The following is a 26,867-nucleotide window of genomic DNA, read 5'->3' on the forward strand; positions in this document are numbered from 1 at the left end:
TTTGTAGTTATATCTGCACGTTTAGGCCACGCGAGTATTTCTACAACAATGGATATATATGAATATATACGGACATGTCCTACAGTCTGCTGACCATTCCGCAGATAAACAGTTCGATAACATTTTACTGCCAAAACAGAATAATAGTAGTCAACGAGACTGTATGACCCCCATTTTCCCCCGATGTAAGTAATCCGTCCCCAATCCGTCCCCAGTATCGGTAGTAATCAAGAAAATGAAAGGGAAGTAAAATAAAAAAAACCTCTTGGTTACCAAGGGTTTCAACATTCGATATATGGTGATCCGGACTGGGTTCGAACCAGCGACCCCCACCCTGTCAATTGACCGGAGTGGTTCCGTAGCCTTACGGACAGTCTTACGTTAGTCCATTACGTCAGTCCATGCGCTATGTATCAACGTTTGTCGAGGCGTAATTATAATCGTTCTCGTTTCGTTATTCATGAGTATAGCGCGTAGCACCCGCAAACTGCAAGTCCTCACACCCACAATCCGCAATCACTTCATCACCGCCACGAGGTCCTCAACGTTAATCCACCGCGAATCCCAATCGCATACGAGTTTAAATCGTTTGCTCACCGCATCGATTTCGCGAACCACGCCCCACTCTCCGAATTTATCAATAGGGATTCCGTTCCCTCCGAAAATCTTCCGGACCTGCGCGTACAAATGCGGAGGCAAATCCGGAAATAGCACGGTAATCTCGCCGGTCGGCAACGATTTAAGTACGTACGGCGCGCCTATTTCGATGAGTTGACGCTGGATCGCGTACGTATCACGCCAGGGAACGGTAAAGTAGAATGACGGGTTGAAATCGCGGTGGTTCACGGGCAGGCACGCTCCTTAACGTAATATAGCCCGAGTATACTCCGTATGATTGGGACAAAAAAATAACGCCCCAATAACGGATTCTCTCCGCTACCAGGGCGCAAATTAATTGGTTTCAGTTAACTGCCGTTGTTTTAAAATTTCCTCGAAATCAAGTAACTTACTCGCTTTAATCACAAGTCCTAAATTATTTGGAATTCTTGAGAACACAACCGGCTCCTGACGAGAGGGAATATTCACTACCTTTATCTCCCCTGTAGCAGTAAACTGCGGGCCTGCGTAAAGGACACCAAGGAGCGCTATCCTACCGCCTTCAGCGTAACGAACTTCCCCGCTTTTAGTCGTAAAAGTCCCTTGGTTAAATAAAAACACCGGAGACCCACTCGACCCTGGAAAACATGCCGCATCGATCATGAACTCATTTTTCCCGCAGTAGTCGACTTTCGGGTCTGTTGCAGTAATGCCTTTTCGGAAAATAGGCAAGTTGTTTACGTAATCCCAAATACCGTTTGGATATCCGATCATCAAGACTTCCTCAAGAGACGTAAACTCATTCATTATTTCAGGGGTTGCAACTAACTCTTTATGAAGGCCAAGGTATGCGATAGGCTGTTGAATGTCTTGAAAATAACGAATTACTGGACCAATAGGGAAAATACATAAGTCTACATCTGGGTCAGGATGGTCAATCCACAGAGACCTAAAATCATTAAAGTCATAGTTAATGAACTTCCCGATTTTCGGTTGACCGTCTTCGCCTTGGAGCGTAAAAGGTATCCTTCCTCGACAAGCTCCCTCCACAACATGCTTATTTGTCACAATAGCTGGAACATGGCTGTTATCTACATTAAGATAATTGAAATAAAACCCTGTTCCAGTGGCTGAACTGCCATCTTCAAAAATACTTTCTATTCTCACAGTTGTGAACATCAATTTTTCGGATAGAGCGCGTTCTACAGACATGACTTTCCTCCTATTCAATAGCTTCTGTAGAACTACTTCTTCCAATTTTCAACAAATCCTGCCAAATCTAGATATTTGGTTTACGAAGCACAAGGTCGTGATAATCGATACCATCCTTTGTTTGAATCACCGGATTCCTTTGAGATATTTTATGATCACGTTTTTCTCGCGCAGCATCGACGCTTGCTTCTGCAAACATGTACACTACACACGATCCAATCGCTCCGACCAGCGCAACCACCTTCGTTATCGTGTCCGCATCCGTTCCGAACAGAACGAGAGCACTCATCGCAACACTGGCAGCGAACGCCCAAAACTTACGTGATCCAAGTTTCGTTTTCAGATTGTCATTCATACTATCGATCCCCTCCATTTATTTTCATTAAGCCCGCGGAATGCCCGCTATATATCGCTTCCAATGGGCTTTCGTCATTCTACGCAAGTGCTACGATCTGACGCGCCAGGCTATGCGCAATACGCTCAATGTCCGCCTCTTCGCGTATAGTGACGCCGTTCATCGAGATGTTCACGACTGGTGCGCCACCACCGGAACCGCCGCCAGAATATGCACTATTTTCCTGCGCAGTTAAAACTCGTTCGCCTTTATGAAGCTTCGTAACGAGATTGTCACGTGCTACGTAGTCAATGCCATGGTACGCCTCTTCGTCAATCTTCGGGGCCTTAACGGGAGCAGGCGGTCCGATAATCATCGGCTTCGTTTCTTCCGGCGCGAGCCACTTCGATACCTCATCGTATAAGTCCTTCGTTCCGGAGACAGACTTGAGCGCTGGCAGCCCGTACATGAGCGTTTGCCCTAACGTGCTGTTTTTCATCTCGTCTAGGTATCCGGATGTCATCGATATCGCGATCCTGCTACCGATTTTTAGCGCTGACTTTCCGATTTCTGGCGCGGCGAGTTCCAGTCCGTCCATAATGGTCTTCGTCATTCGTCCGGTCGCTAATTCGAGCTGCGCACTCCCCGTCTGATCATACCAGTCCGTAAATGATTTCGTCAGGTCGTTGATTATGAACGAAACCTTTGCGGAAATGTCCGGCAGGTTGGCGAATGCAGGATTCGATAGGAACCGGGAATCAACGTAGTTCCATGCGCTCCGAGCCCCTGCGATCAATCCGTCAAACAGTCCGGACATTGCGGTTCCGGCCGTATTGACGAACGCATCGAATCGCGGAGAGGCTAGGAAATTATTGATATCGACGAGGGCGGGCTTGAGCTTTGTCAGCGTATCCTCACCGATTAGTCGCATTCCTTTACGGACGAGCTCTTGCGTACGATCCCACTGTTTGATGGCTGTCTGCCCGGTCTTTTCTAGGAACTTCTGATTAAAACCGATCGAGTCAAGGTAGTCGTTCATGGCTTTCGCTTGCTTTTCAATCGGCAAGTCCTTCCACTGGTTCACAAGTTTTCGCGGAAGCTCAAACCGTTCCACAAGACTTTGTGAGTCCCCGCCTGCTAACTCGCGAATAGCTAGTACGGCACCTTCGAGTCCCTGCATCGGATCCATGGCATTCAGCTTCTCCGTTACTTTCCATACCGACTCTAGCGTTTTCTGATCCTTAGTCAGCGCCAGGAACGACTTGCTGTTGTCGTATACCTGCTGCTCGTTCAGAATTGGAGACATAGCCGACAATTCCGCCATACGATCCATATACTCTTTTGCCTTCTTGTCATCGTTAAACATGGCGCTAATTTGTACCGTAGCCAACTCGTAATTTGCCGCGCCGCCAATTGACGACTCAAGGAAGGACTCGGCTCCGCGGAACATTCCGTAACCTACTGCGAGTCCGCCGAAAGCTGCGGTAAGTCCGAGAACTGAGCTTTTCGCTCTTGAAGCGCCGCTAGCGATCCCATCGAACGAATTACCCACGTTCCTATTCGATGACGCGAATCTGCCGAGCTCATTGCGTAGTCTGCCGGAGGAATCCCGATATGTCGCCATCGTCCTTGTTGCGCTGTCCGCTGCGCCCATAAGTTCTCGGGTCGACCGGCTCGCTCTACCCGTAGCCCGCTCGTACATGTCCGCCGAGTTCGCTGTACGTCGGAACATATCGTTCGTACGTGTCATGTTTGCGAGAACGCGCGTTAACGGTGAGCTTAATCGGTCGTCTAATCGGAGGCGCGCGACTAGATCATACGCCATACAATTCGCCTGCCTTTCGGTAGACATTCATCTCTATGCGCTCATGCAACCGTTCCAACGTTTCCGCCGCCTTCATCGCTGCGTCGAGTGTCTTTCGCACCGGGCGCGCGTGTAGCGGGTAGCGTTTGCGGAGCTCCGCGAACTTTTCGACCTGTCGATACCACTCGTATAGTTTTCGTCCATAAAGCGCGAGAGTCTCGTCATCCTGGCGCTTCAAAGTAGCCGCCAATCCGCGTAGCTTTTTGTAATCGGCCGGATTGAACGCGATTTCGCCGCCTATCACCGAAACAAGCCCGTCCATTTCCGCGCATCCTTCTTCGATTAGCTTAACATCATGCATCCTATTCCTCCCCGTTCACCATTCGACTGAATTTTAGAATCTCTGCTTGAATTTCATCAGGAGACTTCGGTGTGAACGAAGATGTATTGTCTACGTGCTCCACGCGATCTGTAAGAAGGCCGAAACGACGGAGATATAAATCAAGTGCCTTTACACTTGGAACCTTGTTTCCGACGCGACCTAATGCTAAATCAAGCAACGCCTTGTAAATCTGTTCGCGGTGTGTTTCGAGGAGGTCGTCGGACAGGTAATTCTTATAGCCGATAAAATTTGGGATCTTCTTGAATTCATATAGTGTTGTCCTAGATATCCCGCACATATCGGCGATTTTTTCCATTGGGAGTTTTTTACCATCCTCGGAAAGTAGCCCGAACTCGTTGTCAATCAACAATTCCGCTGCCCTCTGTTGCTGTGGAGTCAGTTTTGCCTTGTAGTAATCCCTTTTTGACATTCTCACCACTCCTAGTACAAATGTTTTATGGTTTCGTAATGCTCGCGCGCTGAAAGAAGCGCGCGATCGAGCGCCACGCGATCATCTTTGAGTTGTTTAGCACTGTCACGACACGACTCATCTTCGAGGTCTTTCCTGTGGTAGCTTCTAAGTCGGAGGTTTAATACGCGGATTGCCAACGATAAATCGTCGCAGTTGCCCATATTTAGCTGCTCCATCGTTGTAATAATGTGAAGGGTACTGTATCCTATCGAACTTAAGCTGCGCGACTTGGAGCCACGGAGTAAGCCCGCAACCTCCGCATACTGTTCGAACTTAGACGTATCAACCGGAACCATGCCGCCACTGACAAGAACGGCCGCATACTGAGCCGTGATCTTATAAAATTTCTCCAACTCATCCAAAAGGACATACGATAAAGGCAGGTCAATAAACGGCTCTGGCGGATCATCCGGCAGTCCCCGTTCCCTCCGTGCATTTCTCGTACGCTCCCGTAGTTGCTCTAATCGTGCCTTAAGGTCGTCCATTTCTCTCCTCCTGTATAAGAATTAAAAACGCCATCCGTTAGGACAGCGCTCTGCGTCATTCGTATCTATTTCCGAGTTCATCGCGATTGCGACAATGGTCGAGGTAGCGTTGCTTCATCTTTACGTACCTTGCCGCGTCTTCTGGTTTCTTTGTCTTCAATGCTTTATCGTATATTGCTGATAGGTTAGCTAACTGCAGCCTCTCATTGCTAACAGAAACGGTCGCAAGATCAACTCCGGCGGCTAAATCTACTACGACTGTGTCGTTATCAATCACGGTTTTCTGATCAACTGTCATCACTCTCATTCTTTCTCCTCCTTAATTAACGAAATGACGCCGAATTTCTACAACGACTACTCGCTTTCTTGTTGGTGCTCGAATGTGCGCTTGACCGTGCTATAGAGGACCATGTTATCGATCGAGCTGTTTTTCCTCGAAAGAGTGTTTGCCGCACGAACGTCCGCAGCCGTCAACTTTTCGCCATTGGCGAGCTTTCCGCGGAGATCATGGCTAGTCAAACGGATGTCCCGCATTTCCTGGCCGGAAGCAGAGTAGTCAACCATCTCCCTACGTTCTTTAATGATTTCGTATCTCAGGACGGAATCGGATTCCCCAGATAATGCCTCTTCCTCAAGACGTTGGACGTAATCAGCAGCAGGACTCCCTACGTTTGGGTAAGTTTCGCCATCAAACAAACGCTGACACATCTGATCGTACTCATGTTTTGCTACTTTATACTCTGCCATCTTCTTTGGATTCCCGCGGGATTGCAGCTTCATTTCCTCAAGTTTTCGGGCGCTGATTGCTAATGTCATATAGATTACCTCCGTTTACTGTAGTTCTTCATCTCGTACATTCTGAAAGCTACTTGGTATCTCACCGTGCCGCAGAGCTGCCTCATCGTATCTGGTGATAAAGTATTTCTCCCTCTCGTCAGTTCGTTGAAAGGCGATGTCGTTCAACTTGTACTGAACGCCGTCACCTGCTATTGCGACAACACGATATCTTTCCGCTTCAAATTCCTTCATTAGCTTCCTGTATGCAACCGAGGCGTCAATAACTGCTTTTTTCGCGCGCAACATCTCTTTCAATACAGGTTCAAGTTGTTCCTTGCGTATATCCGGCACAAACACCTCGTTCCACTCTCGGACAATGTCGTCAGCGCTAATCGTGCCGGGCTGCTGATTAGTGCTGTACACCTGGCGTTCTTGCTGTCGGCGTTTCAGTGCTTTCTCGGCTTCTTCAACCTTGACTCCAAGCGCATCTATCTCGTCAGTGATTCCCTTTCCAGCACTCACACTGGCAACCATCGCTTGCTCATACTGATGTTTCAGCGCGACAAGCTCCTCCCGCGCCTTTTGTTCTTGTTCAGCCATTGCCATAACCTTTTGCTGCTTACTATCACGTTGTTCCTTTTGCTTGTCTGCCAGTTCAAATTTCATCATATTTTCCATCTCCTCTTAGTTTGTTGAGTATTTTTTCGATCAATCCAATAAAAAAGAGCCTCCATCTCGGGGGCTTCGGCTTCGGAATCTTCGGTTTGATCTCGTAAATTTCCGCGAGAATATCCCGACTATGTTCGATAGCCTCACGCGTACCAGCCGTATCCGATCGGTGCTTGAACGTTACAGCGATCCCTACTGTACGCAGCGCGGCTACATACAGCGCGAGTTCGGACGTCCAGCACTCGACCGTTTCAAAACGATACCTCCGCATAATCTCCGCGATAAGTTCGCACGCGGCGTCCGGTCCTTCGTATGGTAGCGTGATTTCATCGAGCAAATAACCGTCCTCACCGTGAAGGAGCGCAACAAGGAACGGTTGCCTTTCGACATGTTCAACGTTTGCGATGACGAGCGGCCTCATCCGATCACTCGCACATTCGTAGCATGCTGTCCTTTAGGGCCGTCCGCTACGTCGAAACAGATACGTGAGCCTACCCGAAGCTCTCCGCTGACTACGTTGCGGGCATGAACGAAAATTCCACATTCCGAAAATCCAAATCCCTTTGTATCTGAATACCACTTTACTCCTCCACAGCGTTGCCCACCCGCTGGCTGCGGCTTTGGTTCGTAGCGCGGTGACTTGAATCCGGTTGACGCGATCCACGGGAACGGGTCCGTCTGCTCCCAGGTCGATACTCGAATCTTTTTGCCTGCTCGATCATTAAATGATGGCGCGCGCTCTACTACTTGCTGTTTCATGCGTTTTTGACCCCCCATTTCTTTTTTTGCGTTGCTCCTTCGACCACATCTCGCCCGCGTGGTATCCTTCGATCAACCAGCGCATTTCCTCCGTTGTGCATCCGTTATGCTGCGCCATGTGCGCGATCAATGCGTCGAACCTCTCTCGTGTGAACGCGGGTGATTTTTCGTAGAACTCGATCACTGTCCGCGCCCCCTTGCGACTGTTACACGAGCTACAGGCGGTCACTACGTTCCATCGCGAATTAGGCCCGGAGTGTTGGAGTGGTCGAACATGCTCCACGCATAACTTTTCGCGGCTTCCGCAATAGGCGCACTCCCTATCGGGCTCCGTACGGATCGCGGTGAACTCTGTGCACGTTAGGTACGTGCCTGTACCGTAATAAGCGGCGCGCCTTCTGTGCCATTTGAATACGTGATAGTTCGAATCGTACTGGGCTCGGTTGCGCTTCGTTTCGCATGGCTTGCAAACGGTGCCTCTTCCACTTTTCCTGCGCGAATTACGTACCATGTCAATTAGCGGCTTGGCTTCGCCGCATTTGCGACAAGTCTTCGTCTCCATTTCGTCTTCCTCGATTCGGTCTATTTGTTTTACTACGGGGTTAAAGGCTCCCGCCACCCGTTTGTTTAGAAATCCGCGACCGCTGATAGACGGCGGATTCGCTCCTGTAAATCGGGATCGCCTGTGTCGACCTTCCGCGTCAACTTACCGACGAAATATGGTGACACTTTACGTCTACCGTTTTCGAGGTCCGACAGAAAACTTTGTGAAATGCCGACATGTTCCGCAAACTGCTTCTGGTTCATCTCGGATGCCAAACGGATAGCAATGACATCGCCGCTTGTCAGATTCACAACCACACTCGCTCATCTCCTTTTCTCGTTTTTTATCGCTAATTTTTCCAACACAAAAAGGACCAAGCGTGACTGCTGGTCCCTCTCACCTATACTTTTTTGTCGCCATTTAAAACTCACCTTCCGCGCAGCTTTTGAATTGTCCTTTTGTTGAAATCGCGAGCTGCGTCATCATCTTCTTTTCCTGGATCGTGGGTCTTTCTCTTTCGATTTCCCTTGCCGTACAACTGCTGTTTGCCTCGGATGTATGACAGCCCCTCCTCGTCCATCGATTTTTCGTACTTCCAGGAATTTTTCAACATTTCGTACTCATTGATCCAAAACGGATATTCTAACCACCAAATGTAGTATTCATCGCGCTTTGTTCGCTTCTTCGTCTTTCCTGTCAATAATGCTTTGTCGGCTCGTTGCTGTCGCCTTTGGAGTGTTTTGATGCCCGTTTTACACTCATCGCTACACGTCCGTTTAGTATTCCGTTTGCTGCCGTCTCTCCACGGATAGCCGCAATAGTCGCACCGCTTGACGCGTTTATCATCGGACGGTTCCTTGAGTAAACGGTGAATGATAGGTAACGCCTCTTCGCGAGGTAGGTCAACGATATACTGGCGGGCGTACTCGATTGCGCCCTCTCCGGGCCAGCCGTATACAGTGGTTTGCATTGGGATAATCGCTCCATTCTTATTGGGATCGACTACTGCTATACTCGGTGACTGCGCGCTCTAGTTCGTCCGAAACTCGGAATAGGAAAACGTTGCGGCCGTTCCCTCTACGGTCGGGCTCCGTTCTTACGAGGACGAAACCGCGCGCCATCAGGTATCCGGCGAGTTTCTGCGAATGGATAATTTTGTACGGCTTGTCCATTCTCCTAAACCTCCCTAATTGAACTCTACAGCAATAGCACGACATGCCATTAGCCCTTCAAAGTCTCCCGCAAACACGACGCGCGGGTTGACTAGAATACGTCTCTTACGGCTGTCTTCCACGTCCTCCACGAAGGCAAACACAGGCTGGCTCCCGATATTGATAGCGCGGAGAGCTCTCTTGAATTTCCCAGTGTCTTGGTACCCGAGCATCAATGCGAGCTTGTCCAACGTAATCGGCCGTATTTGGTCATCGTTCTTTTCGAGCGGATTGAAGCAAATGATATTCAAATTACGATGCATGAACGGAATCACGGAGTACACAATCCCCAACTGCCGGACCGACCGCCCTTTCCCGTACTTGTCGTAGAGCCCCCGAACTGCATCGCGATAGATTCGGATACGGTCGATATATTCGCCCTTCGGAATCTCCCCACGCTGGAAAACGTCTGGACTCATTTGTATGGCCCCGTCCTCCGCTTCCCTAATGATGGATGCCGCGATTAACTTACCGTAGAACTCATCGAATTTCGTCCGGTGTATTCCGACCAATTCACGCAAGGAATCCTTCGATATCATTCGCCCGTTCGGATGGCACAGTACGCCTTCGTAATTTGTGTACGTACCGATGAACATGAGGCGAGCGAAATCCGATTGCGTAAGCCCTGCGTCTGCCCAATGCATTTCCATCGTTGCGCACGACTTGAACAGCCCCCACACGTAACCACCGTTCTCTTCCGCAAAAAGTCCCATCTCCGACCGATTCCGGAAATACCACCTTACCCGCGGAATTACCGTTGGCTTAACTTCGAACCGATGCGACATATCTACGCCGTCTGGCGAGATTACGCGACCATTCCGAATAGTGCCGCCATCTAGTGTTGCGCTGGCTCTGCGGCCTTGACGCCTTGCCAAACGGTCAATAATCGCCTGGTCAATACGTCGGCGCCGACGCTTCTGTTGGTCTGTAGCCATTTTCCATCTCTCCCTTTCAAAACAGGTTGCCTTTCGGGTCAAAAACACCGGAAATAGGTTGCCTTTCGGGTCAAACAAAAAAGTGGTGTCGGCCCAATATTGACGCGGTTTATAGCCGTTTTTGATGCAGTCTTGTACTTCTTATCTGTTTTCTTCTTCCTTCAACCCTGCGCGACATAAGATAGTGGTGGACATCAGGCACAAGCGTCGGGGAAGATCGCCCCTAGCTGCCGTCTCTACCGTTCCGGCCCCCTCACCTTTATTCGCGAATAAGTTACATGTAAATACCGGCGCGATAAGATGATGACTGCGATTGACTGAGCGGAACGCGAAGGAAAGCGCTCGACAAGGAGGAGCCGCAGTCGATGCCTGTCGTTGGATTATGCTGTCCTAGTAGCCTGGGAGCGCTCCTCTTCACATATTGCTTCGTAAGCTGCTTTGACCGCTTGAAAAAGGTAGGAACTTCCGCCTTTGTCCGGGTGTAGAACCTTCATTAATTCTCGGTATTTCACCTTCACTTCTTCTATGGGTGCTTCTTGGGCAATCCCTAGTACATGTCGTGGGCCCTCGGACTTTGGTGCTTGTGTCGTCGGTCTGCTGAACCCTCCTGACCGACTCTTACTTCCCGCGTTGAATTTTTCATACTCACGGCCGATCTCACTTCGTATCCTGCCTAACTCATCAAAACAACTCCTAAACTGCTCACGCAAATCTTCTTCTTCAATGTGAAGACTTTCCTCTTCTATAAGCCGCCCAAATCTAGTGATAAGTTCTTGTATTTCCACTCCTCTCAAAAGGGACCCCATTCCTAGAAATAACCCTCTGACAGTCTCAACTTCTTCCCTAAACCTCACAGTTTCCGAAACCACCCATGTTGGCAGGTCATTCTCTGTGCAAAACACAACAATATCAAGGATGACCTCTACTAACGAAGCACCTTTCCCAAGAAACGGCTTCACGGTTAATTGAGCCGCGGGAGACAGTTGACCAACCTTCACCGCAATATCCAGTGACAGCGCATTGTGTCTCACTAACTCTTTGATATCAGGTATTAGATTCTTCAAGGCCCTAACCACTTCATTTAGTGGGTCATCTTCGCCGATATCAGCGAGCTCTACTTTAAGCGGAACAGCCAACTCCCTATCTACATCTAAGTGCTTGGGAGTTTTCTCCTTCACCAGACCCGCCGCTCGCCGCTCCTCCCTCACTACCTCGCGAATCTCCCGCGTACTCATCTCCTCTACCGTCTTCTCCTCGCCAGTTGACGGAACTCGGTGTTTCTTCTCGATGAACTCGGCGCGATCCACTTCGGGAGGTAACGTCAGCATTTCGATAATCTTGCCGGACTCCAAATGCGTCGACGCCGACGTGTCACCGAACTGCTCATACGCCTGCATGAACCGTTGAGCTTGGCGCGCCTCTATCTGTAGGCTCGCAAGCCAATCTAGCCACCTTCCGTGTGTGAGGTCGTACTCCTTAACGTGCCTCAACCGCTTGCCTATTTCGACGATGGACGATGTGACGCGCTGTTTGTACGACTGAATTTCTTCGCTAATGACGCGGATATCGCGGGAAAGCTCGTCCATTTTTGGCCCTTGCTTGAACGCATTAGGATTCAATTTCACTTTTACGTCTCTCATCTCATCCACCCTCTACAATTTTTTTAACCTACCTGCTTGACGTTTCTTGATTTCGATGATAGAATGGTATCAAGTTAAGGTAAGATTGGGCATACTATGAGCACATAGATCGCCCCGTACTCTTCATTATCGGATATCCCACGACTGATTCACATAGGTCTTTGGGACTATTTTTCGTTTCTTTTGAATAAAACAACGAGCCTCTAACGGAAACTCCGTTCGGAGGCTTTTCTAATATCACCGTACGCGATCGCCTATTTCGCGCACCCTCTACATAGTAATTCGTAAAATTTCCAAATTTGCACAAAAACAGCTTGAACCAAACGCACGTTCTCGTTTATAATCGAAGAGAGCAAGACGAAGAACCTCCCGCATGGCGTTCCGCTAACGATTCGTTGGCGCGACCGATAACGGTACGAGAGGCTTCGTAAGGTCTGGTACAACGTGAACCAGAGTTACTGCATCCGGACTACCAACGTTTGCCGCCGCGTAGTCCGTTAACCGTCAAATGTTGGCGCAAGTGACGGACAGGTCTGGTACAACGTGTACTAGAGTTATCACATCCGGTGAACCCTTGGCGTAGTCCACTCGGTCAGAGTCGTTTGGCGTTGGCGCGCCGAAGGTGATCTCTGCCGGTCGGATGCGTTAGACCCTCCGCAAAATTTTGGGTAGGGTTCCGCGCTGCCTAACCGATCCCTAACGTTTGCAGCAGGCAAAGGAACGGGGCGCGGTTCCATCTTGAAACTGCGATTCAGGAACGTTAGCCTTCCCCGATCCGAAGTGTTCCCGCACCTCGGACGCGGATCATCGGGCGAATTTAGAGGCTCAAAATGATCTCCTAAACGTTGGCGTACGTTTCAAGCGTTCCCGCGCAAGGAACTCGATTTCATCGGACGTCTGGCGGATCGATTAGCGAGCAAGTTTAGAATGGACAGGCAAGGATCGGACGACATGTTTGAACTCCCGTGTCATCTGCTCGATCCGGTCCGTAGGCAGTCGTAGGGCTTTTGCAATCCTCAGTTTCAGCGTAGCTTTACGGAGTTCCAGGCGAGTCAGCCACTCAATTCTTCGATACAGTTTGAGACTTGCGATACTGGCCGGATAAACCGTAGTTATCACTTGTTCACGCATATCCATTCCGATAATCATGCCGTCAATGGCATACGTGCGACCGAAGTTGCCCTTGTCATCCTGCGTAACAGCTATAAAGGCGGCGCGGTTCAGTTGGTCGGCTAACCACTCAGCCGCGTCCTTCTTCGGTATACGGAAGCGCTCGTTCGCACGTTCGATTGCGTGCATGCTGACGTAAATGTCGCCGACTTTGACGCGGTGCTTCCGAAAACGCGTGATTGTTCCGGCTTTGATCGTTAGTTGCCAGCAGTCGAACGCATAGCCGCATTTTGACGTACGAATGGCCTGGCGGAAGATTCCGTGAACGAAATCGATAGTGGTAGCCTCATCGTAACCTGTTATCGCGATTGCTTGTGATAATGCGACAGGCGAGATATTAACGTTCATTTCGATACCTCCCCGCGCTTGTCCACCGTAGTGACTAGAGTGAGCAAGTGGCGCAGACGGATATGGAGTGAGCAGCGACGTCCTAGCCTCATGCGATCACGTCCTCTCTTGCAACTAGGAAGCCAAGTTCCTCCACCCTAGACGCCGACATGTAAACAACTCCCGATATCGCGTCGTCTCCGGCTTCCGGTATCAAGTCGAAAAAGCACTGTGGTGACATGTTGATTACTTTTTCATCGCTACTTCCGATAAGACGCAGATTCATCCACCCCGTTATGGTTTTCTTCCAACCCACTTCGAACGTAAACGTCTCCCTCACGTACACACCTTTTAAGCTCTCAGCATCGTACAGATGTTCGTCCGAAAAATCGTGCGCGATAAATGCCATTGGTTCCATCCCCCTTTTTAATCAGAATGTTCCGTTAACTATACGGACTACTCTCCCCTGTTTAAAGGTTCATCGAGTTCCATTTCGGGTGTAGGATCAACAATCTTCATTTCTACAATATTAAGCTCAAAGTGTTGGCTACTGCGAACCATAAACCTAGTGACCAACTCGTACGCAGACATACTCCTCAAGCGGTCAACTACATGGTCGATATCCGACTCATTCTCCGAAGGCCCAAGCGCTACCATTCCGCTGTAATCTAGGTATACTCCGGGCTCGTCCGTTTTCACAACGCCGATAATTTTCATGACTCCGTACTCGTCTATCTCGATCGCGTTATCCTCATCGATCAGATACGCGTCAAAACGGTCGTCTCCGAACTCATCGCTTATGATTCGGTACTTAATTGCGGGGAATCGCGTTGCCATAGGCTCGTCCTCCTTCGTAAAAAACGTCAAATACCTCCGCTCGACAATGCGCTACGGGCGTAACGCTGACGCTGGATCGCGGAAGGGGTCCGCTGTAGATGCGTCAAAAATCGGGGGAGGTTGATACGGGGGATAGTATGTAGTTGGATCAGAACGGACGGGGATGTCCGTTGAAAGAACCGAACGGCGCGCGGATGGGGGATGCACCGTAGAATAATTGAAAAAGTGGGGAAAATGCGGTATAATAACTGTACTTGTCAGGTAGTTGACCGCTTAACTCGTTGACCTAATGATATAATACACTTAGTAGACCTGTCAACTAGTTGACCAACAATTTTTTGGAGGTTTTTTCATGGCGATTCGTTTCCGCTTGGGAGAGATAATGGAGCAACGCGGCTTAGACCAAAAAGACATCATAGAAATCACAGGTCTTTCTCGTAACACTGTAAAGGTGCTAGCTTTGGGAGCAATCGCGAGAGTTGATTTCGAGTCACTTAATAAATTGTGTATGGCACTCTCGGTAACACCGGGAGAATTGATTGAATACGCGCCAGACGATAAATAAGTGCCCCCTTTTATCGGGAAGCACTTTTTCTTTTGCCTATGTTATTTGAACCTACTCTCCGTAACAAGCTTCACGTATGCGACATTCTCCGGATTTCCTTCGACGTCCTTTACTACGCGGACGTTATAGAACCCGTCCACCTGTCCGTAATCGAGATACAGCGGATTCTCTCGTTCCGGCTCCAATGCGTCCTCTACCGCCAGCCCAGCCGCACGCATCGCCTTTATCGCGTCATCCGGATACTTGAACGCCTCAGACGGGCGTATCTCGATCCTGGCCGCGACTCCTTCGATGAACATAACGCTTATCTCGCAAGTATCCGATTTGTACGTATGACGAACGAAGGGCGTCTTCTCCTCCGTTGATAGCGACGTCCACTCTCCGTTTTCTGTCGCGATAGGCTTGCCGAGTAGCGCGTTTACGTCTGCTTCCGGTTTGCCTGCGATTTCACTTATCGTGATTGAGGGCAAATCAGATTCCGGCGTAGACGATTCGGAATTCACAGCGGACGTATTGTGCTCTTGCTCTACAGATGCCTTTAATTCATCCGGCATAGTCCCATTTGTATCTTTGAATTCCGGACCACATCCCGTCAGTATAGCGACTACAGTGAGTGTGTACAATGAACGTTTCATTGCATCGACCCTCCGATTTTTACCCAAATTATACCATAATAACACTGGTTCACGGTGAACCACCGTCTCTTCACGGACCCCGAGATGAAATTTGATTCGCGCGAGGTGTAACGGTCTGACCGCGGGGTTTCGGCATACCCCCTTGGGGGTCAAACCGTAACCGTTCCGTTATGCAATTGATATCCATTCCCAGTTTACGGAAGATCTCTCCTCGGACTCAGCTCGTTTTCACAAACGTGATAATGGCGCGGTTTCTACGCGTTGTGGATAATTATCATTTATGCACCGTTTATACAAACCGCATAACGGCGCGGGCTTGCGCGATTCGACCGTTTTTATTTCCCATCCGTTTATGCAGCCGTTATGCAGCGTGACCCCTGAGATTTCGGAGGGCGTTCGCGCCGGGAACGTGCAGCGGATGTAATCGCGTATTTTGTACGGAAATGTTCGGTCGTGCGCGTTCGCTTTATTACGTTAAATCGTGATAGTGGTGCAGGTTATCGCGGTCGGAAAGGCTAGCGTATGCATACGCACTTTTCCGGACTAAAGCGTTGGTGCAAAAAGAAAACGCCAGCCGGAAAGGGCTAGCGTAATGTTTTACGGTCTCTTTCCAACTTACCTACTACCTCGTTTAACGGAGAATAGCGGTCATGTTGAATTTGAAGGGACGCTTTCGAAAGATGGGTATAGCGCATGACCATCCGAAGGTCTCGATGCCCTAGCATCATTTGCAGATGACGAACGTCCATCCCCGCCTCAAGCGCCATAGTGGCCGCTGTATGCCGGAACAAGTGCGGATGAACTCTCCGCTTTATCCCTGCATTTATCGCATGGTCCCGCAATCTATGCCGAAATTGTGTTGCCGTCAATTGCTCCCCATAGTTCGCCAAGAATACATATTCAGAATCAAAATCCTCGTTTTCTTTAATAAGTTCTTCCAGGAGTGCTATGGTACGTTTTTGTAGCGGAATGGTTCGTGATCGCCTTGTTTTAGTCTCTTCCGCGCGCATTGTCACCATACACTGATCAAAATCTATGTCCGCGCGTCTTAGTGAAAGAGCTTCGTTTATTCTAAAGAACCCGTCCAGCAAAAAATTCATAAGGACCGCATCGCGAAAACCCGTGTAACGCCTTTGATTTGGAGCCTTTAATAAGGCTTTTAGTTGTTCTACCGTCAGAATGATAATCTCATTATCATCCTCAGTTACCTTCTTGATAGATTTAAACGGAGACTCCTCGATAATCCCTTCTTCGTACAAAAACTTGAACATTGTTTTAATGCTCTTGATTCGGATATTAGCGCTTGCTGCTGAAATACCAACCGGCTGCTCCGCTTTAGGCCCGTACTTACTTCCTTCAAATCTCACTTTTTCATTCAACATCCATACTATATAGTCGCGGATAAGATCGCTAGTCACATTTCGCACATCTCGCCCAATCCCACGACTGTCAAGATAGTCCGTAAGAAACTTATAGTTCTCGCGATAGCTTTCTAGTGTTCGTTCCTTCCGCCCCTCCGCTACTTTCGAGTGATAGAATTTCTCGAACAACAAGTCAAGTGAGAAATCGGATTTGACCGAAAACCTCTCGACTTTAGTCGTACGACCCTTACGTTTCTCAGACATAACAAAAACGCCCTCCATTCGCGAATTAACGAAACGAGGACGTTCATCTATTACGGCCATCTACGATTTAGACCCGCACCCTGCGGATTTAAGAACCCACACCTTGCGTTACAGTTTCCGGTGAGTCCATCGGTCAGTCGATCGGGTTAAAACGTTGATATAGCGCGGTTTCTAACGTATGGTGATCCGGACTGGGTTCGAACCAGCGACCCCCACCCTGTCAAGATGGTGCTCTCCCAACTGAGCTACCGGATCATGGGATATGTGTGTGATCGTTTAATGGTGGGCCCTGTAGGACTCGAACCTACGACCAATCGGTTATGAGCCGACCGCTCTGACCAACTGAGCTAAGGGCCCGAATCGTATCGGACGTCGATCACATTTATTACTATACAGTATCGTAAACTGGATTTCAAGAGGAAACGAATAATTTCTTGTAAAAATTTTCACTCGTACCAAAAGAACACTAAAAAACCCAGTGAAATCAGGCTTGTTTTTTCCTTGTAAAAAGCCATTCCCCACCGCTGCTGCCCACATCCCCTACAAAGCTTGGGAATTACCTACAAGATGGCATCACATCATACATGACGTATCAAGCATATGAGCTACATCGGTGAAGAATTGGCTCCTGCTAAGCTGAAAACTATTCAATAGAGATGAAAACAAACAAGATAATTAGGTAACGATCGAAACAAACTCCATCATCCCAAACCTAACTTACCCCGCCTGCTCCGTCCCTTTCCCTTTCTCCTCGACACGCAGCTCGGCTTCCTGAAGCTTAGCCGCCTCACTTCGTGCCAACTCCGCCTCCTGCTCATCTCTCATCCGATGCGCCATGCGGCTAGATGCATTGGCTGCCACACTCGCCACGAGGTCGTCCAAAAATGTGTGAACACGTCCCTCTGCCGACTTGGTATCCAGCCTTTTAATCACCCCGACCTTGTGTTTATCCAAATGTCCAAAGGTGGTCACCGCAATACTTCCATATCCAAATACGGAGCCTAGCGCCAATGTTTCGTCGCATCCGAACAGTCCTTCATCTGACGCGATGATGGATTGGAGCGGTTCGGACAAGAGGCCCTTCTCTGCTAACGTATCCAACTCAACGCCAACTAGGATGGCGTGCTGCATTTCCCTTTTTTCCAAGACCGCTTTCACGCTCTCCATGCACTGCGCCATCGTGAGATCTGGATGGTAGGGCGATTGCATGAGATAGACGATCTCTGCGATATCATCCAACGTCACTCCGCGTTCTGCCAAACGTGCGAGAGCAGCGTTTCTGACTTCGATGCTGTGTACTTGCTTCTTCATATAAGAGACAACCCCTTCCACAAATCGAGTGAAGTCGTTTCCTACCATAGTATCACACGCTGACCAAATTGCGACAATCTTTCGCCCAATGCCTGACCCTGCACCCAAACTCTTGGGCATGCCCGCTCCCTCCTGTATAATAATGAACAGAATATCCCAATAAGGAGGACACCGCAGTGGCCCTTGAGGAAATCGTCTTGAAAAGCCGGCATTTGGGGACGCCGGAAAAGCTGGTTGTCTACACACCCCAACGCTACTCGCCACTCTACTCGTATCCCGTCCTTTACGTACAGGATGGAGAAGATTACTTGGCAATGGGCCGGATGGCTACTTTGTTGGATCAATTGAATCAGGACAAAGAACTGCCTGATATCATCGCTGTCTTTCTCCCTGTCGAGAAAAGCAAACGGAACGACCGTTATCATCCGGATGGCAAGGAGCACATGGCCTACCGACGCTTCCTCGCCGAAGAAGTCGTGAGCTACGTCGATACACATTACTCCACACATCCTTTGGGGAACGCCCGAACACTTCTTGGCGAATCTTTGGGCGGGGTTGTCTCTCTGTTCACTGCTCTTAACTATCCACATACGTTTGGACAAGTTGCCTGCCAGTCGATTGCCATGGACGCAAAGCTAAATCGTTTAGTAGCTGACACTGACTTTTCCGTACCGCAGACCATTTATTTGGAAATTGGGACGGAGGAAACGACAGTAAGCACTGGGCGCGGCACATTGAATCTTCTAGCGGCGAATGAAGAACTGCGCGAGATTTTGGACACGAAAAAAGCCACCCTCATTTATGAAACGTTTGAGGGTGACCATACGTGGGGCTACTGGCAGCGCAATCTACCGCGTATGCTCAAGACGCTTTACGGGTAAACTTACCGTGGCTGTTCTTCTTGTGGACCTTCATCCTTGATAGTCGGTACGAGTGCCTCTTCGAATTCTCCTTTTCGTATCGCAGTCAAGATGGTGAAGGTCAGCACAGACAGTAGAAGCAGAACGAGAAAAATGAATGTGATCATCATAGCCGTATACATGCAGTGCGGCACCTCCTTGCACTACACAGTCTTTCCTTTGGCGCAAGGAATATACGGACCCACGCTTAACATTACACAAATGAAGAATTTTCTGTTAAAATAATATCTTGTAGAGCACGATAGATAGTAAGGAGGAGTGGTTCTGATGATGTACAGTATCGTAATATTCCCATCTAGCAAGGTGCAAGAAGTTGCCAACTCTTACCGGAAACGTTATGACCCGGGCTATGCTTTGGTTCCTCCGTATATCCGTTTGAAGGAAGCCTTTGAGCTGGACGAAGCCAAGTTGTCTGAGCTGGTGAGCCATCTGGAGCAAGTTGCCTCCTCTACCGACAGCTTTTCGGCTCATTTCCATCGAGTATCTTCTTTCCACCCTACCACCAACGTCATCTATTTAGCTGTGCAAAACAAAGAACCATTTAACGAGCTGCATCAAAAGATTGCCAATCAGTGTGTGAATGAAAAAGAAACCTATGCATACGTACCGCATCTGACCATCGGGCGCGACCTGTCCGACGATGAGCTGCGAGATGTAACCGGCCAACTAAGCATGGCAAAAATTGACCTGAACAGTGAGATTGATCGCTTCCACTTGGTTTATCAGCTCGAGGATGGCATCTGGAGCGTTTACCAGACTTTCCTTCTCAAAAAATAAACACCCTTTCTCCAATCACCAACCCTCCCTGCGTATCCATCGTAGGGAGGGGTATTTTCTAACAAAGGACGAATATCGATGAACCTGCAAACCTACCAGATCCAAAGAGTCACCAATGAACAAGAATTGGCGGATGCCCTGTCCGTACGCCGAGTCGTTTTCATCGAGGAACAGGAAGTACCGGAAGAGTTGGAAATAGATGAGAATGACACACTGGATGGCGGGACGATTCATTTTGTGGCCTACCGCGATGGAAAGCCAGTAGGCGCAAGCCGTATCCGTACGTACGCACCTGGGGTGGGAAAAATTGAACGGGTGGCGGTTGCTAAAACAGAACGCGGTACCGGTCTGGGCCGCCAAATCATGCTCGCGATGGAAGAGCTGGCCAAACAACACGGGTATGACAGCTTGAAGCTGAACGCACAGACGCAAGCCCAACGGTTTTACGAAAAGCTCGGCTATGAACCTTTTGGCGACTTATTTGACGATGCGGGTATCGAGCATATTGCCATGGTCAAATCCATTCGCGAATAACAAAAGTTGCATGCAGCTCAATCCCCTCAGTCGGAAAACAACCTTGTTTTCGCTATGATCATCATGCGAAGCGAGGTTGTTTTTCATTGGCACCCGATAAAGGTATGAAATCACCTGCGGTTTCCGGATTCCTCAATCACTCGTTCAAAAGAGTCATCGCCGTAGCCCTCTGCTACTTTCTCAATACAAAATTCAATGCTTCTTGACACTTCACACCCAGTGGAATAACATGGAACCAGAAACATACGATACCGTATCTTTGGGGTGAACCATGCAATACGTACGCGAAGATTGGATTCGAGCAGGGCTCGATATGTTGGCTGATGCAGGCATTGACGCTGTCCGTGTGGAACCTCTCGCCAGAAAACTAAAGATCAGCAAGGGGAGCTTTTATCATCACTTTTCAGATCGTCAAGCGTTACTGGACTCCATGATCGATTATTGGGAGGAACATGCGACCGAGCGGATTATTCGAGCGCCACACTCGGACAACATGTCGTTGGAACAGCTGTTGTCGAGAGTTTTTAGCAGCGAGCGAAAAATCGAAGCGGCAATCTACAACTGGGCGAAACAGCATCCTGCCCTTTCCAAGCGTCTTGTGGAAATCGAGAAGCGCAGGATCGGCTTCGTTGCCTCTTTGTATGAGAAAAAAGGGCTGGCTCCCACTGATGCAAAGGCACGCGCTCAGCTCGCGTACCTCCTCTATATTGGTTGGCTCGTGCGCAGAGAGTTGGAAGCGCCTTTTGATATGTCCGCACCCTTGCATCATTTTATGTCTTGGATTTGATTACCCCCTTCCTGCCTGACAGATTGTCTTGCACAGGGATTTTTTCACCCAAAACATACGGATTCGTATCTTCTGCAAAAACCTTACGAATCAATAGGAGGCATATCCCATGACGCATGTTTTCCCTATCTCATCTGCTATCTTCTTAGTCATCGTGTCCTTGCTGCATTTTTATTGGGCCTTCGGAGGAAAATGGGGGACAGATTCCGTCATTCCCACAACAGCCGATCATTCACGCCGGACTTTTTCTCCTGGGAAAGGCGGAACGATCATCGTTGCCTGCTTGCTCGCTTCTGCCGCTTACATTTTGCTCGCCCAGAGCGGTTATCTATTTCCCGTAATTGCCCCTTCTTTGATTCAATGGGGATGCATTGCCTGTGCCGCTGTATTTGTCCTACGGGCTGTGGGAGACTTTAACTATATTGGCTTTTTTAAAAAAGTAAAAAATACGAAGTTTGCCCGTCAAGATACGGCATTGTATACCCCTCTATGCTTGTGGTTAGGGATATCTTTTCTGCTCGCATTGTTTTAAGTTAACCAAAAACCCTCTTCCCATAAAAGCGAAGAGGGTCGTTTCCGTTACGTATGGATGAATGAATTATACCTTCCGCTTCGCCGCAATCGCACGTAGCTGTTCAACAGCATCCATCGCTACGGTATGGGAGCCGAGCATAGCATGAAACGGCTCCTCTCCACGCCAGCCATGGAAATCAGAACCGCCCGTTACAACAAGTCCGTATTGTGCTGCCCACTTGCTGTAGCGCATTTTTTGTACCTCATCGTTGTCCGGGTGGTTGACTTCAATCCCGTCCAATCCGAATACAATCAGCTCATGGACCAACTCATCATCGTCATACAGACCCGGATGAGCCAGCACCGCCACTCCCCCAGCCTCTTTGATCAGCGTGATTGCTTCCTGCGGGGTAATGCGTGGAGGATTGACATAAGCCGCTCCCCCTTTGCCTAAGTACTTATCGAAGGCCTCCGCAATCGTAGAAACGACGCCCAGCTCTATCAGTTCTTCGGCAATATGCGGCCGCCCGATGTTTTTGTCCGTGCCCTGCTTGCGGCAGTATACCTTTTCCAATGAAATGTCGATACCGAGCTCCTGCAACCGTGCTATTAACAGTTGGTTACGCTCATGCCTTGTCTCTCGCAAACGAAAGAGACGCTCTTCAAAAGCTGGATCTTCATACGGGACAAAATAGCCGAGAACGTGAATATCCTGCCCCTTCCCTACGGAGCTCACTTCAACTCCCGGAATGATTTCCACGTCAAGTGCGCGGGCAGCCTCCATTGCTTCTGGAATCCCTGCTACCGTGTCGTGATCCGTGATCGCCAGTGCAGCAAGTCCCGCCTCCTTCGCCAAACGTACGTTTTCCGCTGGCTCGCAGGTACCGTCTGACGCTTTTGTATGAGTATGCAAATCTGCTATAAATTCCATCCTCGTCCACTCCTTCTTTTCTTTTTCTACAAGTCTGAATTGGTATTGCCGTACATAGTATGGGAGTAAGCTTGATTTCTCAATGGTTGAACCGAGGAGGATGTCCATGCGGTTAAAAAACAAGACCCTTACCGGTGTCGTTCAGCCACTCTCTTATGTTGACAAAATGCTGCGGCAACAAGGTTTTCATCGATCAGGCGGGGACAGTATGCTCACGTACGATGTCGTCATGTACGATTCCGCCAGCAGCAGCGCGTATTTTTTGCGCATCCCTACGAACTACACCAACACAACGACCGGAAAAGGGGAACTGAATGTCAAACTGGGTCATCCGTATTTAGAAGCAAAGTTCTATATGAACGCCACATCCGAAGAAGTTTTTTTCATTCCCAAGGCCGTCCGCGAAGCTGCAGAGCATAAGCTAGCAGAAATCGCCGATTACCTGTCTGCTCCCTCCGCTCCATCCTGAACGGTTATCCACAACCACCGATTATGTTCAAACCGGTATGCCACCCTCTTTGTTTTCTGAAGCCCGACCAAGTAACCCATAAACGCCGTCCGAAACAGGACGTAGCTCGAAGCATTCTCTATGGAAATGTGTAAACGCTCACACAGGAGAGTTAACGCTTCTTCTGGTGTTCTCTCCTCTACTAAAATGTCGCAGATCACCGAGAAAATCCGCTCATGCCAAGCAATATTTTTGTTCACGGCATCTTGAGAGGTGGTGGTATATGCTCCGTGCCCAGGCAAGTATCCCTTGTAATTCGTTGCAAGCAGCTTATGTAGACTAAGTAGGGTCTCATGCGCATCCACAAGAAACGGCAGCTTGTGCTTTTCCAAAACCTCTTCGCCTAAATAACTGTCGGCAGCGAAGCAAATCTCGTCACAGACGACGCCAACCTGTTGCCAGCTATGCCCCGGCAGAGAAAGGATATAGAAAGGTACGCCAGCAATTTCGATCCCTTCATCCAGTGGAAGGAGGTGGTCCACCCGAGAAGGTTGCGCCAACAAAAACTTGTTTTTGAGATCCTCAAGTGGTGCTGCACCCATGTTCAAGTAAATGGGCTCAAGTATCGGATTCCGAATGATCGCCTCTTCCAGCGGTGGCGCATAGACCCTTGCTTCGGGCCAGCATCCGAGCAAGTAGGCGTTGCCACCGAAATGGTCGGCATGAGAGTGTGTTTGAATGATTGCACACAAGGGCTGGGCGATAGCGTCCAGTCCTTTCTTGATTTTCTTTGCGTTCTGGGTATCCAGACCTGAATCAATCAAGATAGCTCCATGCTCACCAATAACAAGGCCTATGTTAACATGACCGGGAAAATATCCAACACGCTCCGTTATCATTTGAAATGCTTGTCCAGACAAAACAGTCCCTCATTTCATCCTTTTCCTATTTATTTTCTCCAAAATATCGCCTTCCCCTTCCCTGTTCCTATATCTCGTGTACGTGTTTACATAGAGCCCCGACGAGCGACCATCCATTTTACGCGAAAAAAGCGGGCCAATGATCGTATACGGTGGCAAAGGTCGTCCGAGCCCACTGAACATATGCGTAGTCGCCGCAACGGCAACGATTGTCAGCAAAGAGAAAATCATTCTCTCCATCCCGATCGTTTGAATCGAGCAAAGTACGATCAACCCATCAATTAGAAAAATTAGCAAAGCAACGCGCAGCTTGTATCGCCTGGCAAGAAATTGCGCGAGCAGGTCTGTCCCACCCGTATTCGTCTCGTAGGCAAGCATCAAGCCGATACCCATTCCGATTAACACGCCGCCAGTTACAGCGGAAAAGGATGTTGACCATAAATTCCAACCACGCATATCCGAGAGAATGTCTATAAAGAAAGCAGAAATCAGCATTCCGTGAAAGCTGTGAAAAAACAATCGGCGATCATAAAAAAAGACGATAACATACACAGGGATACTTACCAAAATCATCACGAGACCCGGCGACATCTGCATGTAATACGTCGCCAACAAACCGATCCCGATCATGCCCCCGTCCATCAGGCGATGTGGAACCAAAAACAGATTGACTCCTACCCCTAGAAGCACGCTTCCTGTGAGAATCGCTACACTTTTTTGCAGCCAGTACACGTCGCTCTCCCCCCTTGGACCGTGCTCGTTTATGTTTATGATCGGAAAGAAGCAGGTATGTCCAAGCATTGCCTAAGAATGCGCTCGTTCAAATCGGAACGTTTTGACTGTTCGGTTGACCTATTGGTATACTTACGAGTAACAAGTAAACCTGTAGCATGGCTCATGAAAAGCATATCCATTGCAGGTTTTAGAACGAATATTTATCCATTTTTGGTCGTACATGTAAAATACCATTATCGTATCGGAGGTGAATTCTCCACCTTTCGCACTGCGGGAGGCGGAGGTGTGCTTGGAGAGTCCGATAGGGGAGATTACGCTGAATCTGCTGCTCGTGGTATTTTTGGTTCTTTTGAACGGCTTCTTCGTCGCAGCAGAATTCTCGTTGGTAAAAGTTCGCCAAACTCGTCTGACCCAGCTCGTCAGTGAAGGCAATAACAAAAGTGCCCGCTACGCGCAAAAAGTCACACGAGAGCTCGACGCCTATCTGTCCGCCTGCCAGCTCGGAATTACGCTGGCTTCGCTGGGATTAGGCTGGGTCGGTGAACCTGCCGTCGCCCATTACGTCGCGCCAGTCATGGTATTTTTTCACTTCCCATCTTACTTGGTCGGTCCGACCTCACTTGTGATCGCCTTTGCTATCATCACATTTTTACATATCGTCTTCGGAGAGCTTGCGCCTAAGTCTTTGGCGATTCAAAAAGCGGAGGCCACTTCCCTATGGACTGCCGCACCGCTCATGTTTTTTTACAAGCTGAGCTACCCGCTCATCTGGTTTTTAAACGGAGCAGCCAATTTACTGATCAGACGCCTTGGAGTCGAGCCTGCCACCGAAAACGAATCTGCTCATACAGAAGAAGAAATCCGCCTGCTCATGAACCAGAGTCATAAAAGTGGTCACATTGACCAGACCGAGATGGCTCTCGTCGACAATGTCTTCGTGTTTTCCGAACGTCTTGCCCGGGAAATTATGATCCCACGGATTGAAATGATTTGCCTCTATGACGACAACACGTTTGACGAAAACCTCGAAATTATGAGAGAGTCTCGCCATTCACGATTTCCCGTTGCTCATGAGGATAAGGACAGGCTGATTGGCTTTGTGCACACTTCTGATTTTTACCTTTCTGCACTAACGACAGGGAAAGCAGAGCTAACTGATTTTCTCCGTCCATTATTGACGGTGCCGGAGTCCATGGAAATTAGCCACGTCTTGGGCTTAATGCAAAAGCGCCGTTCTCAACTCGCCATCGTGATTGATGAATATGGCGGTACAGCAGGGTTGTTAACAATGGAGGACATTTTGGAGGAAATCGTCGGAGATATTCAGGATGAGTTCGATGAAAATGAGCGCCCTGAAATTGAAGAAAGCTCCAGCAATACGCTCTCGGTTTCCGGCAAAACTCTCTTGACAGAACTGAATGATTACATATCGATTGAAGTCGTTTCCGACGAAGTCGACACCATTGCCGGATGGCTCTACAGCCAGTTAAATGAAGAGGTCGCGAAAGGCAAAACCGTTACATTCCAAGGCTATCTTTTTGCGATCAGTGAACTGGAAAACCATCGCATTACACGGGTGAACATCACGTATTTGGGAGCAGAAGATTCGTCCGTTCTTCCTAAGGATATCGTGTCGATGCATTCCTAATCAAAAAGAACAACCAAAATGGCAAGTGTCCCCTGCCGACAGGGGGCACTTCTTGTTTCCGAGGTGTCATGATGAACTACGCTTTACTAGACAACAAACCCATCCTGTTGCTACCAGAGAACTACAACCGCATACCGTTTTGGCGCATGGCTGCCCGGCAGGACAAGGTACGCTGTCCAGCCTGTGCATCGGCGCTTCGTCTTCATGCTGGTATCAGCTTTGAGCCGCATTTCTTCCATCCTGAAGGAGCAGAGTGCCCGCTTCTGACGGAAAATGGTCCTGCTCCTCTCGATTCGTTACAAGCGATTAATGAGACGGCTGCCACTGCCTTTCAGGCTGTCTTGGCTGCTACGGTCGAAAAGG

General features: G+C 49.0%; 38 protein-coding genes and 3 tRNA genes. 10 read left to right on the forward strand and 31 right to left on the reverse strand.

Going from position 1 to position 26,867, the window contains the following annotated elements; genetic code table 11:
- Positions 1–296: 296 nt before the first annotated feature.
- From PMI05_RS30620 to PMI05_RS02750, 22 genes are all read right to left on the reverse strand, one after another.
- Positions 297–372 (reverse strand) — tRNA-OTHER (locus PMI05_RS30620).
- A 144-nt stretch (positions 373–516) separates the two neighbouring features.
- Positions 517–846: a hypothetical protein gene (locus PMI05_RS02650; RefSeq protein WP_007716847.1), complete on the reverse strand. Its 330-nt coding sequence runs from the start codon at positions 844–846 to the stop codon at positions 517–519.
- 105 nt (positions 847–951) lie between these two features.
- Positions 952–1,809 (reverse strand): serine protease, encoded by an 858-nt coding sequence (locus PMI05_RS02655; RefSeq protein ID WP_007716848.1) that lies wholly within the window; start codon positions 1,807–1,809, stop codon positions 952–954.
- 67 nt (positions 1,810–1,876) lie between these two features.
- Positions 1,877–2,164 (reverse strand): hypothetical protein, encoded by a 288-nt coding sequence (locus PMI05_RS02660; protein ID WP_007716851.1) that lies wholly within the window; start codon positions 2,162–2,164, stop codon positions 1,877–1,879.
- Between the two features lie 79 nt (positions 2,165–2,243).
- Positions 2,244–3,968 (reverse strand): hypothetical protein, encoded by a 1,725-nt coding sequence (locus PMI05_RS02665; RefSeq protein WP_007716859.1) that lies wholly within the window; start codon positions 3,966–3,968, stop codon positions 2,244–2,246.
- Entirely contained in the window at positions 3,958–4,308 is a 351-nt protein-coding gene (locus PMI05_RS02670) for a hypothetical protein (protein ID WP_007716861.1), read from the reverse strand. Before PMI05_RS02670 ends, PMI05_RS02665 begins: the two co-directional genes overlap by 11 nt.
- Position 4,309: 1 nt before the next feature.
- Entirely contained in the window at positions 4,310–4,759 is a 450-nt protein-coding gene (locus tag PMI05_RS02675; RefSeq protein WP_007716863.1) for a phBC6A51 family helix-turn-helix protein, read from the reverse strand.
- An 11-nt stretch (positions 4,760–4,770) separates the two neighbouring features.
- Positions 4,771–5,286: a hypothetical protein gene (locus PMI05_RS02680; protein ID WP_007716865.1), complete on the reverse strand. Its 516-nt coding sequence runs from the start codon at positions 5,284–5,286 to the stop codon at positions 4,771–4,773.
- Between the two features lie 55 nt (positions 5,287–5,341).
- Complete coding sequence (locus PMI05_RS02685) at positions 5,342–5,593, reverse strand: hypothetical protein (RefSeq protein ID WP_007716866.1); 252 nt, start codon at positions 5,591–5,593, stop codon at positions 5,342–5,344.
- 47 nt (positions 5,594–5,640) lie between these two features.
- Positions 5,641–6,102, reverse strand: a complete 462-nt coding sequence (locus tag PMI05_RS02690; protein WP_007716867.1) for a hypothetical protein — start codon at positions 6,100–6,102, stop codon at positions 5,641–5,643.
- A 15-nt stretch (positions 6,103–6,117) separates the two neighbouring features.
- Complete coding sequence (locus tag PMI05_RS02695; protein WP_007716868.1) at positions 6,118–6,732, reverse strand: hypothetical protein; 615 nt, start codon at positions 6,730–6,732, stop codon at positions 6,118–6,120.
- The gene (locus PMI05_RS02700; RefSeq protein WP_007716869.1) at positions 6,719–7,153 is read right to left on the reverse strand and encodes a hypothetical protein; all 435 of its coding nucleotides are present in this window, start codon (positions 7,151–7,153) and stop codon (positions 6,719–6,721) included. Before PMI05_RS02700 ends, PMI05_RS02695 begins: the two co-directional genes overlap by 14 nt.
- On the reverse strand, positions 7,150–7,491 hold the full coding sequence (locus PMI05_RS29550) for a cold-shock protein (protein WP_007716871.1): 342 nt from the start codon (positions 7,489–7,491) through the stop codon (positions 7,150–7,152). Before PMI05_RS29550 ends, PMI05_RS02700 begins: the two co-directional genes overlap by 4 nt.
- Positions 7,454–8,053 carry an HNH endonuclease gene (locus tag PMI05_RS31735; RefSeq protein WP_007716874.1) on the reverse strand — a complete coding sequence of 200 codons (600 nt, stop codon included), beginning with the start codon at positions 8,051–8,053 and terminating at the stop codon, positions 7,454–7,456. Before PMI05_RS31735 ends, PMI05_RS29550 begins: the two co-directional genes overlap by 38 nt.
- Before the next feature lie 65 nt (positions 8,054–8,118).
- Positions 8,119–8,352 (reverse strand): helix-turn-helix transcriptional regulator, encoded by a 234-nt coding sequence (locus tag PMI05_RS02715; protein ID WP_007716878.1) that lies wholly within the window; start codon positions 8,350–8,352, stop codon positions 8,119–8,121.
- A gap of 110 nt (positions 8,353–8,462) precedes the next feature.
- Entirely contained in the window at positions 8,463–9,005 is a 543-nt protein-coding gene (locus PMI05_RS02720; RefSeq protein ID WP_007716882.1) for a hypothetical protein, read from the reverse strand.
- A gap of 19 nt (positions 9,006–9,024) precedes the next feature.
- On the reverse strand, positions 9,025–9,252 hold the full coding sequence (locus PMI05_RS31740; protein ID WP_369751181.1) for a DUF5659 domain-containing protein: 228 nt from the start codon (positions 9,250–9,252) through the stop codon (positions 9,025–9,027).
- The gene (locus PMI05_RS02730; RefSeq protein ID WP_007716887.1) at positions 9,222–10,181 is read right to left on the reverse strand and encodes a hypothetical protein; all 960 of its coding nucleotides are present in this window, start codon (positions 10,179–10,181) and stop codon (positions 9,222–9,224) included. The genes PMI05_RS31740 and PMI05_RS02730 overlap by 31 nt, the downstream gene beginning before the upstream one ends.
- Before the next feature lie 380 nt (positions 10,182–10,561).
- Positions 10,562–11,821, reverse strand: a complete 1,260-nt coding sequence (locus PMI05_RS29560; RefSeq protein ID WP_007716889.1) for a DUF3102 domain-containing protein — start codon at positions 11,819–11,821, stop codon at positions 10,562–10,564.
- 909 nt (positions 11,822–12,730) lie between these two features.
- Positions 12,731–13,339, reverse strand: a complete 609-nt coding sequence (locus tag PMI05_RS02740; protein ID WP_007716892.1) for a hypothetical protein — start codon at positions 13,337–13,339, stop codon at positions 12,731–12,733.
- An 88-nt stretch (positions 13,340–13,427) separates the two neighbouring features.
- Entirely contained in the window at positions 13,428–13,727 is a 300-nt protein-coding gene (locus PMI05_RS02745) for a hypothetical protein (protein ID WP_007716896.1), read from the reverse strand.
- A 47-nt stretch (positions 13,728–13,774) separates the two neighbouring features.
- Positions 13,775–14,155 (reverse strand): hypothetical protein, encoded by a 381-nt coding sequence (locus PMI05_RS02750; RefSeq protein ID WP_007716905.1) that lies wholly within the window; start codon positions 14,153–14,155, stop codon positions 13,775–13,777.
- A 352-nt stretch (positions 14,156–14,507) separates the two neighbouring features.
- Between PMI05_RS02750 and PMI05_RS02755 the strand changes: the two genes are divergently transcribed.
- The gene (locus tag PMI05_RS02755) at positions 14,508–14,720 is read left to right on the forward strand and encodes a helix-turn-helix transcriptional regulator (protein WP_007716906.1); all 213 of its coding nucleotides are present in this window, start codon (positions 14,508–14,510) and stop codon (positions 14,718–14,720) included.
- A 41-nt stretch (positions 14,721–14,761) separates the two neighbouring features.
- On the opposite strand, the gene PMI05_RS02760 is transcribed toward PMI05_RS02755, so the two are convergent.
- Positions 14,762–15,355 (reverse strand): hypothetical protein, encoded by a 594-nt coding sequence (locus PMI05_RS02760; RefSeq protein WP_007716908.1) that lies wholly within the window; start codon positions 15,353–15,355, stop codon positions 14,762–14,764.
- A 280-nt stretch (positions 15,356–15,635) separates the two neighbouring features.
- Here PMI05_RS02760 and PMI05_RS30625 point away from each other — a divergent pair, with 280 nt between their 5' ends.
- Positions 15,636–15,779, forward strand: coding sequence for a hypothetical protein (locus PMI05_RS30625; protein WP_157230835.1), 144 nt, complete (start codon positions 15,636–15,638; stop codon positions 15,777–15,779).
- Positions 15,780–15,939: 160 nt separating this feature from the next.
- Here the strand turns inward: PMI05_RS30625 and PMI05_RS02765 are convergent, their stop codons facing one another.
- The 4 genes from PMI05_RS02765 to PMI05_RS02780 form a co-directional block, all read right to left on the reverse strand.
- On the reverse strand, positions 15,940–16,980 hold the full coding sequence (locus tag PMI05_RS02765; RefSeq protein ID WP_007716910.1) for a tyrosine-type recombinase/integrase: 1,041 nt from the start codon (positions 16,978–16,980) through the stop codon (positions 15,940–15,942).
- 179 nt (positions 16,981–17,159) lie between these two features.
- Positions 17,160–17,235, reverse strand: a tRNA-Val gene (locus PMI05_RS02770).
- A 25-nt stretch (positions 17,236–17,260) separates the two neighbouring features.
- Positions 17,261–17,337, reverse strand: a tRNA-Ile gene (locus tag PMI05_RS02775).
- Between the two features lie 360 nt (positions 17,338–17,697).
- Positions 17,698–18,291 carry a phosphatidylglycerophosphatase A gene (locus tag PMI05_RS02780; RefSeq protein ID WP_039960125.1) on the reverse strand — a complete coding sequence of 198 codons (594 nt, stop codon included), beginning with the start codon at positions 18,289–18,291 and terminating at the stop codon, positions 17,698–17,700.
- 176 nt (positions 18,292–18,467) lie between these two features.
- Here PMI05_RS02780 and PMI05_RS02785 point away from each other — a divergent pair, with 176 nt between their 5' ends.
- The gene (locus tag PMI05_RS02785; protein ID WP_007716915.1) at positions 18,468–19,172 is read left to right on the forward strand and encodes an esterase family protein; all 705 of its coding nucleotides are present in this window, start codon (positions 18,468–18,470) and stop codon (positions 19,170–19,172) included.
- A 2-nt stretch (positions 19,173–19,174) separates the two neighbouring features.
- On the opposite strand, the gene PMI05_RS30950 is transcribed toward PMI05_RS02785, so the two are convergent.
- Positions 19,175–19,333 (reverse strand): hypothetical protein, encoded by a 159-nt coding sequence (locus PMI05_RS30950; protein WP_007716917.1) that lies wholly within the window; start codon positions 19,331–19,333, stop codon positions 19,175–19,177.
- A 145-nt stretch (positions 19,334–19,478) separates the two neighbouring features.
- On the opposite strand from PMI05_RS30950, the gene PMI05_RS02790 reads away from it, so the two are divergent.
- From PMI05_RS02790 to PMI05_RS02805, 4 genes are all read left to right on the forward strand, one after another.
- Positions 19,479–19,988 (forward strand): YjcG family protein, encoded by a 510-nt coding sequence (locus tag PMI05_RS02790; RefSeq protein ID WP_007716919.1) that lies wholly within the window; start codon positions 19,479–19,481, stop codon positions 19,986–19,988.
- 78 nt (positions 19,989–20,066) lie between these two features.
- The gene (locus PMI05_RS02795) at positions 20,067–20,522 is read left to right on the forward strand and encodes a GNAT family N-acetyltransferase (RefSeq protein WP_007716920.1); all 456 of its coding nucleotides are present in this window, start codon (positions 20,067–20,069) and stop codon (positions 20,520–20,522) included.
- A gap of 271 nt (positions 20,523–20,793) precedes the next feature.
- Positions 20,794–21,309, forward strand: a complete 516-nt coding sequence (locus tag PMI05_RS02800; protein WP_039960105.1) for a TetR/AcrR family transcriptional regulator — start codon at positions 20,794–20,796, stop codon at positions 21,307–21,309.
- A 109-nt stretch (positions 21,310–21,418) separates the two neighbouring features.
- The gene (locus tag PMI05_RS02805; protein WP_007716922.1) at positions 21,419–21,841 is read left to right on the forward strand and encodes a DUF3995 domain-containing protein; all 423 of its coding nucleotides are present in this window, start codon (positions 21,419–21,421) and stop codon (positions 21,839–21,841) included.
- Positions 21,842–21,907: 66 nt separating this feature from the next.
- Here PMI05_RS02805 and PMI05_RS02810 read toward each other — a convergent pair whose 3' ends face one another.
- Positions 21,908–22,753 carry a PHP domain-containing protein gene (locus tag PMI05_RS02810; RefSeq protein ID WP_007716923.1) on the reverse strand — a complete coding sequence of 282 codons (846 nt, stop codon included), beginning with the start codon at positions 22,751–22,753 and terminating at the stop codon, positions 21,908–21,910.
- Between the two features lie 106 nt (positions 22,754–22,859).
- Between PMI05_RS02810 and PMI05_RS02815 the strand changes: the two genes are divergently transcribed.
- Complete coding sequence (locus PMI05_RS02815) at positions 22,860–23,222, forward strand: hypothetical protein (RefSeq protein WP_007716925.1); 363 nt, start codon at positions 22,860–22,862, stop codon at positions 23,220–23,222.
- Here PMI05_RS02815 and PMI05_RS02820 read toward each other — a convergent pair.
- Together PMI05_RS02820 and PMI05_RS02825 are read right to left on the reverse strand one after the other, a co-directional pair.
- Positions 23,192–24,121, reverse strand: a complete 930-nt coding sequence (locus PMI05_RS02820; RefSeq protein ID WP_007716926.1) for an MBL fold metallo-hydrolase — start codon at positions 24,119–24,121, stop codon at positions 23,192–23,194. The genes PMI05_RS02815 and PMI05_RS02820 overlap by 31 nt on opposite strands.
- A gap of 9 nt (positions 24,122–24,130) precedes the next feature.
- Positions 24,131–24,853, reverse strand: coding sequence for a YitT family protein (locus PMI05_RS02825; RefSeq protein WP_007716929.1), 723 nt, complete (start codon positions 24,851–24,853; stop codon positions 24,131–24,133).
- 286 nt (positions 24,854–25,139) lie between these two features.
- On the opposite strand from PMI05_RS02825, the gene PMI05_RS02830 reads away from it, so the two are divergent.
- The gene (locus PMI05_RS02830) at positions 25,140–26,504 is read left to right on the forward strand and encodes a hemolysin family protein (protein WP_007716931.1); all 1,365 of its coding nucleotides are present in this window, start codon (positions 25,140–25,142) and stop codon (positions 26,502–26,504) included.
- Between the two features lie 68 nt (positions 26,505–26,572).
- Positions 26,573–26,867: competence protein CoiA family protein (locus PMI05_RS02835; RefSeq protein ID WP_039960106.1), on the forward strand; the 295-nt coding region annotated here is incomplete at its 3' end.

Source organism: Brevibacillus sp. BC25 (assembly GCF_000282075.1).
GTDB lineage: Bacteria > Bacillota > Bacilli > Brevibacillales > Brevibacillaceae > Brevibacillus.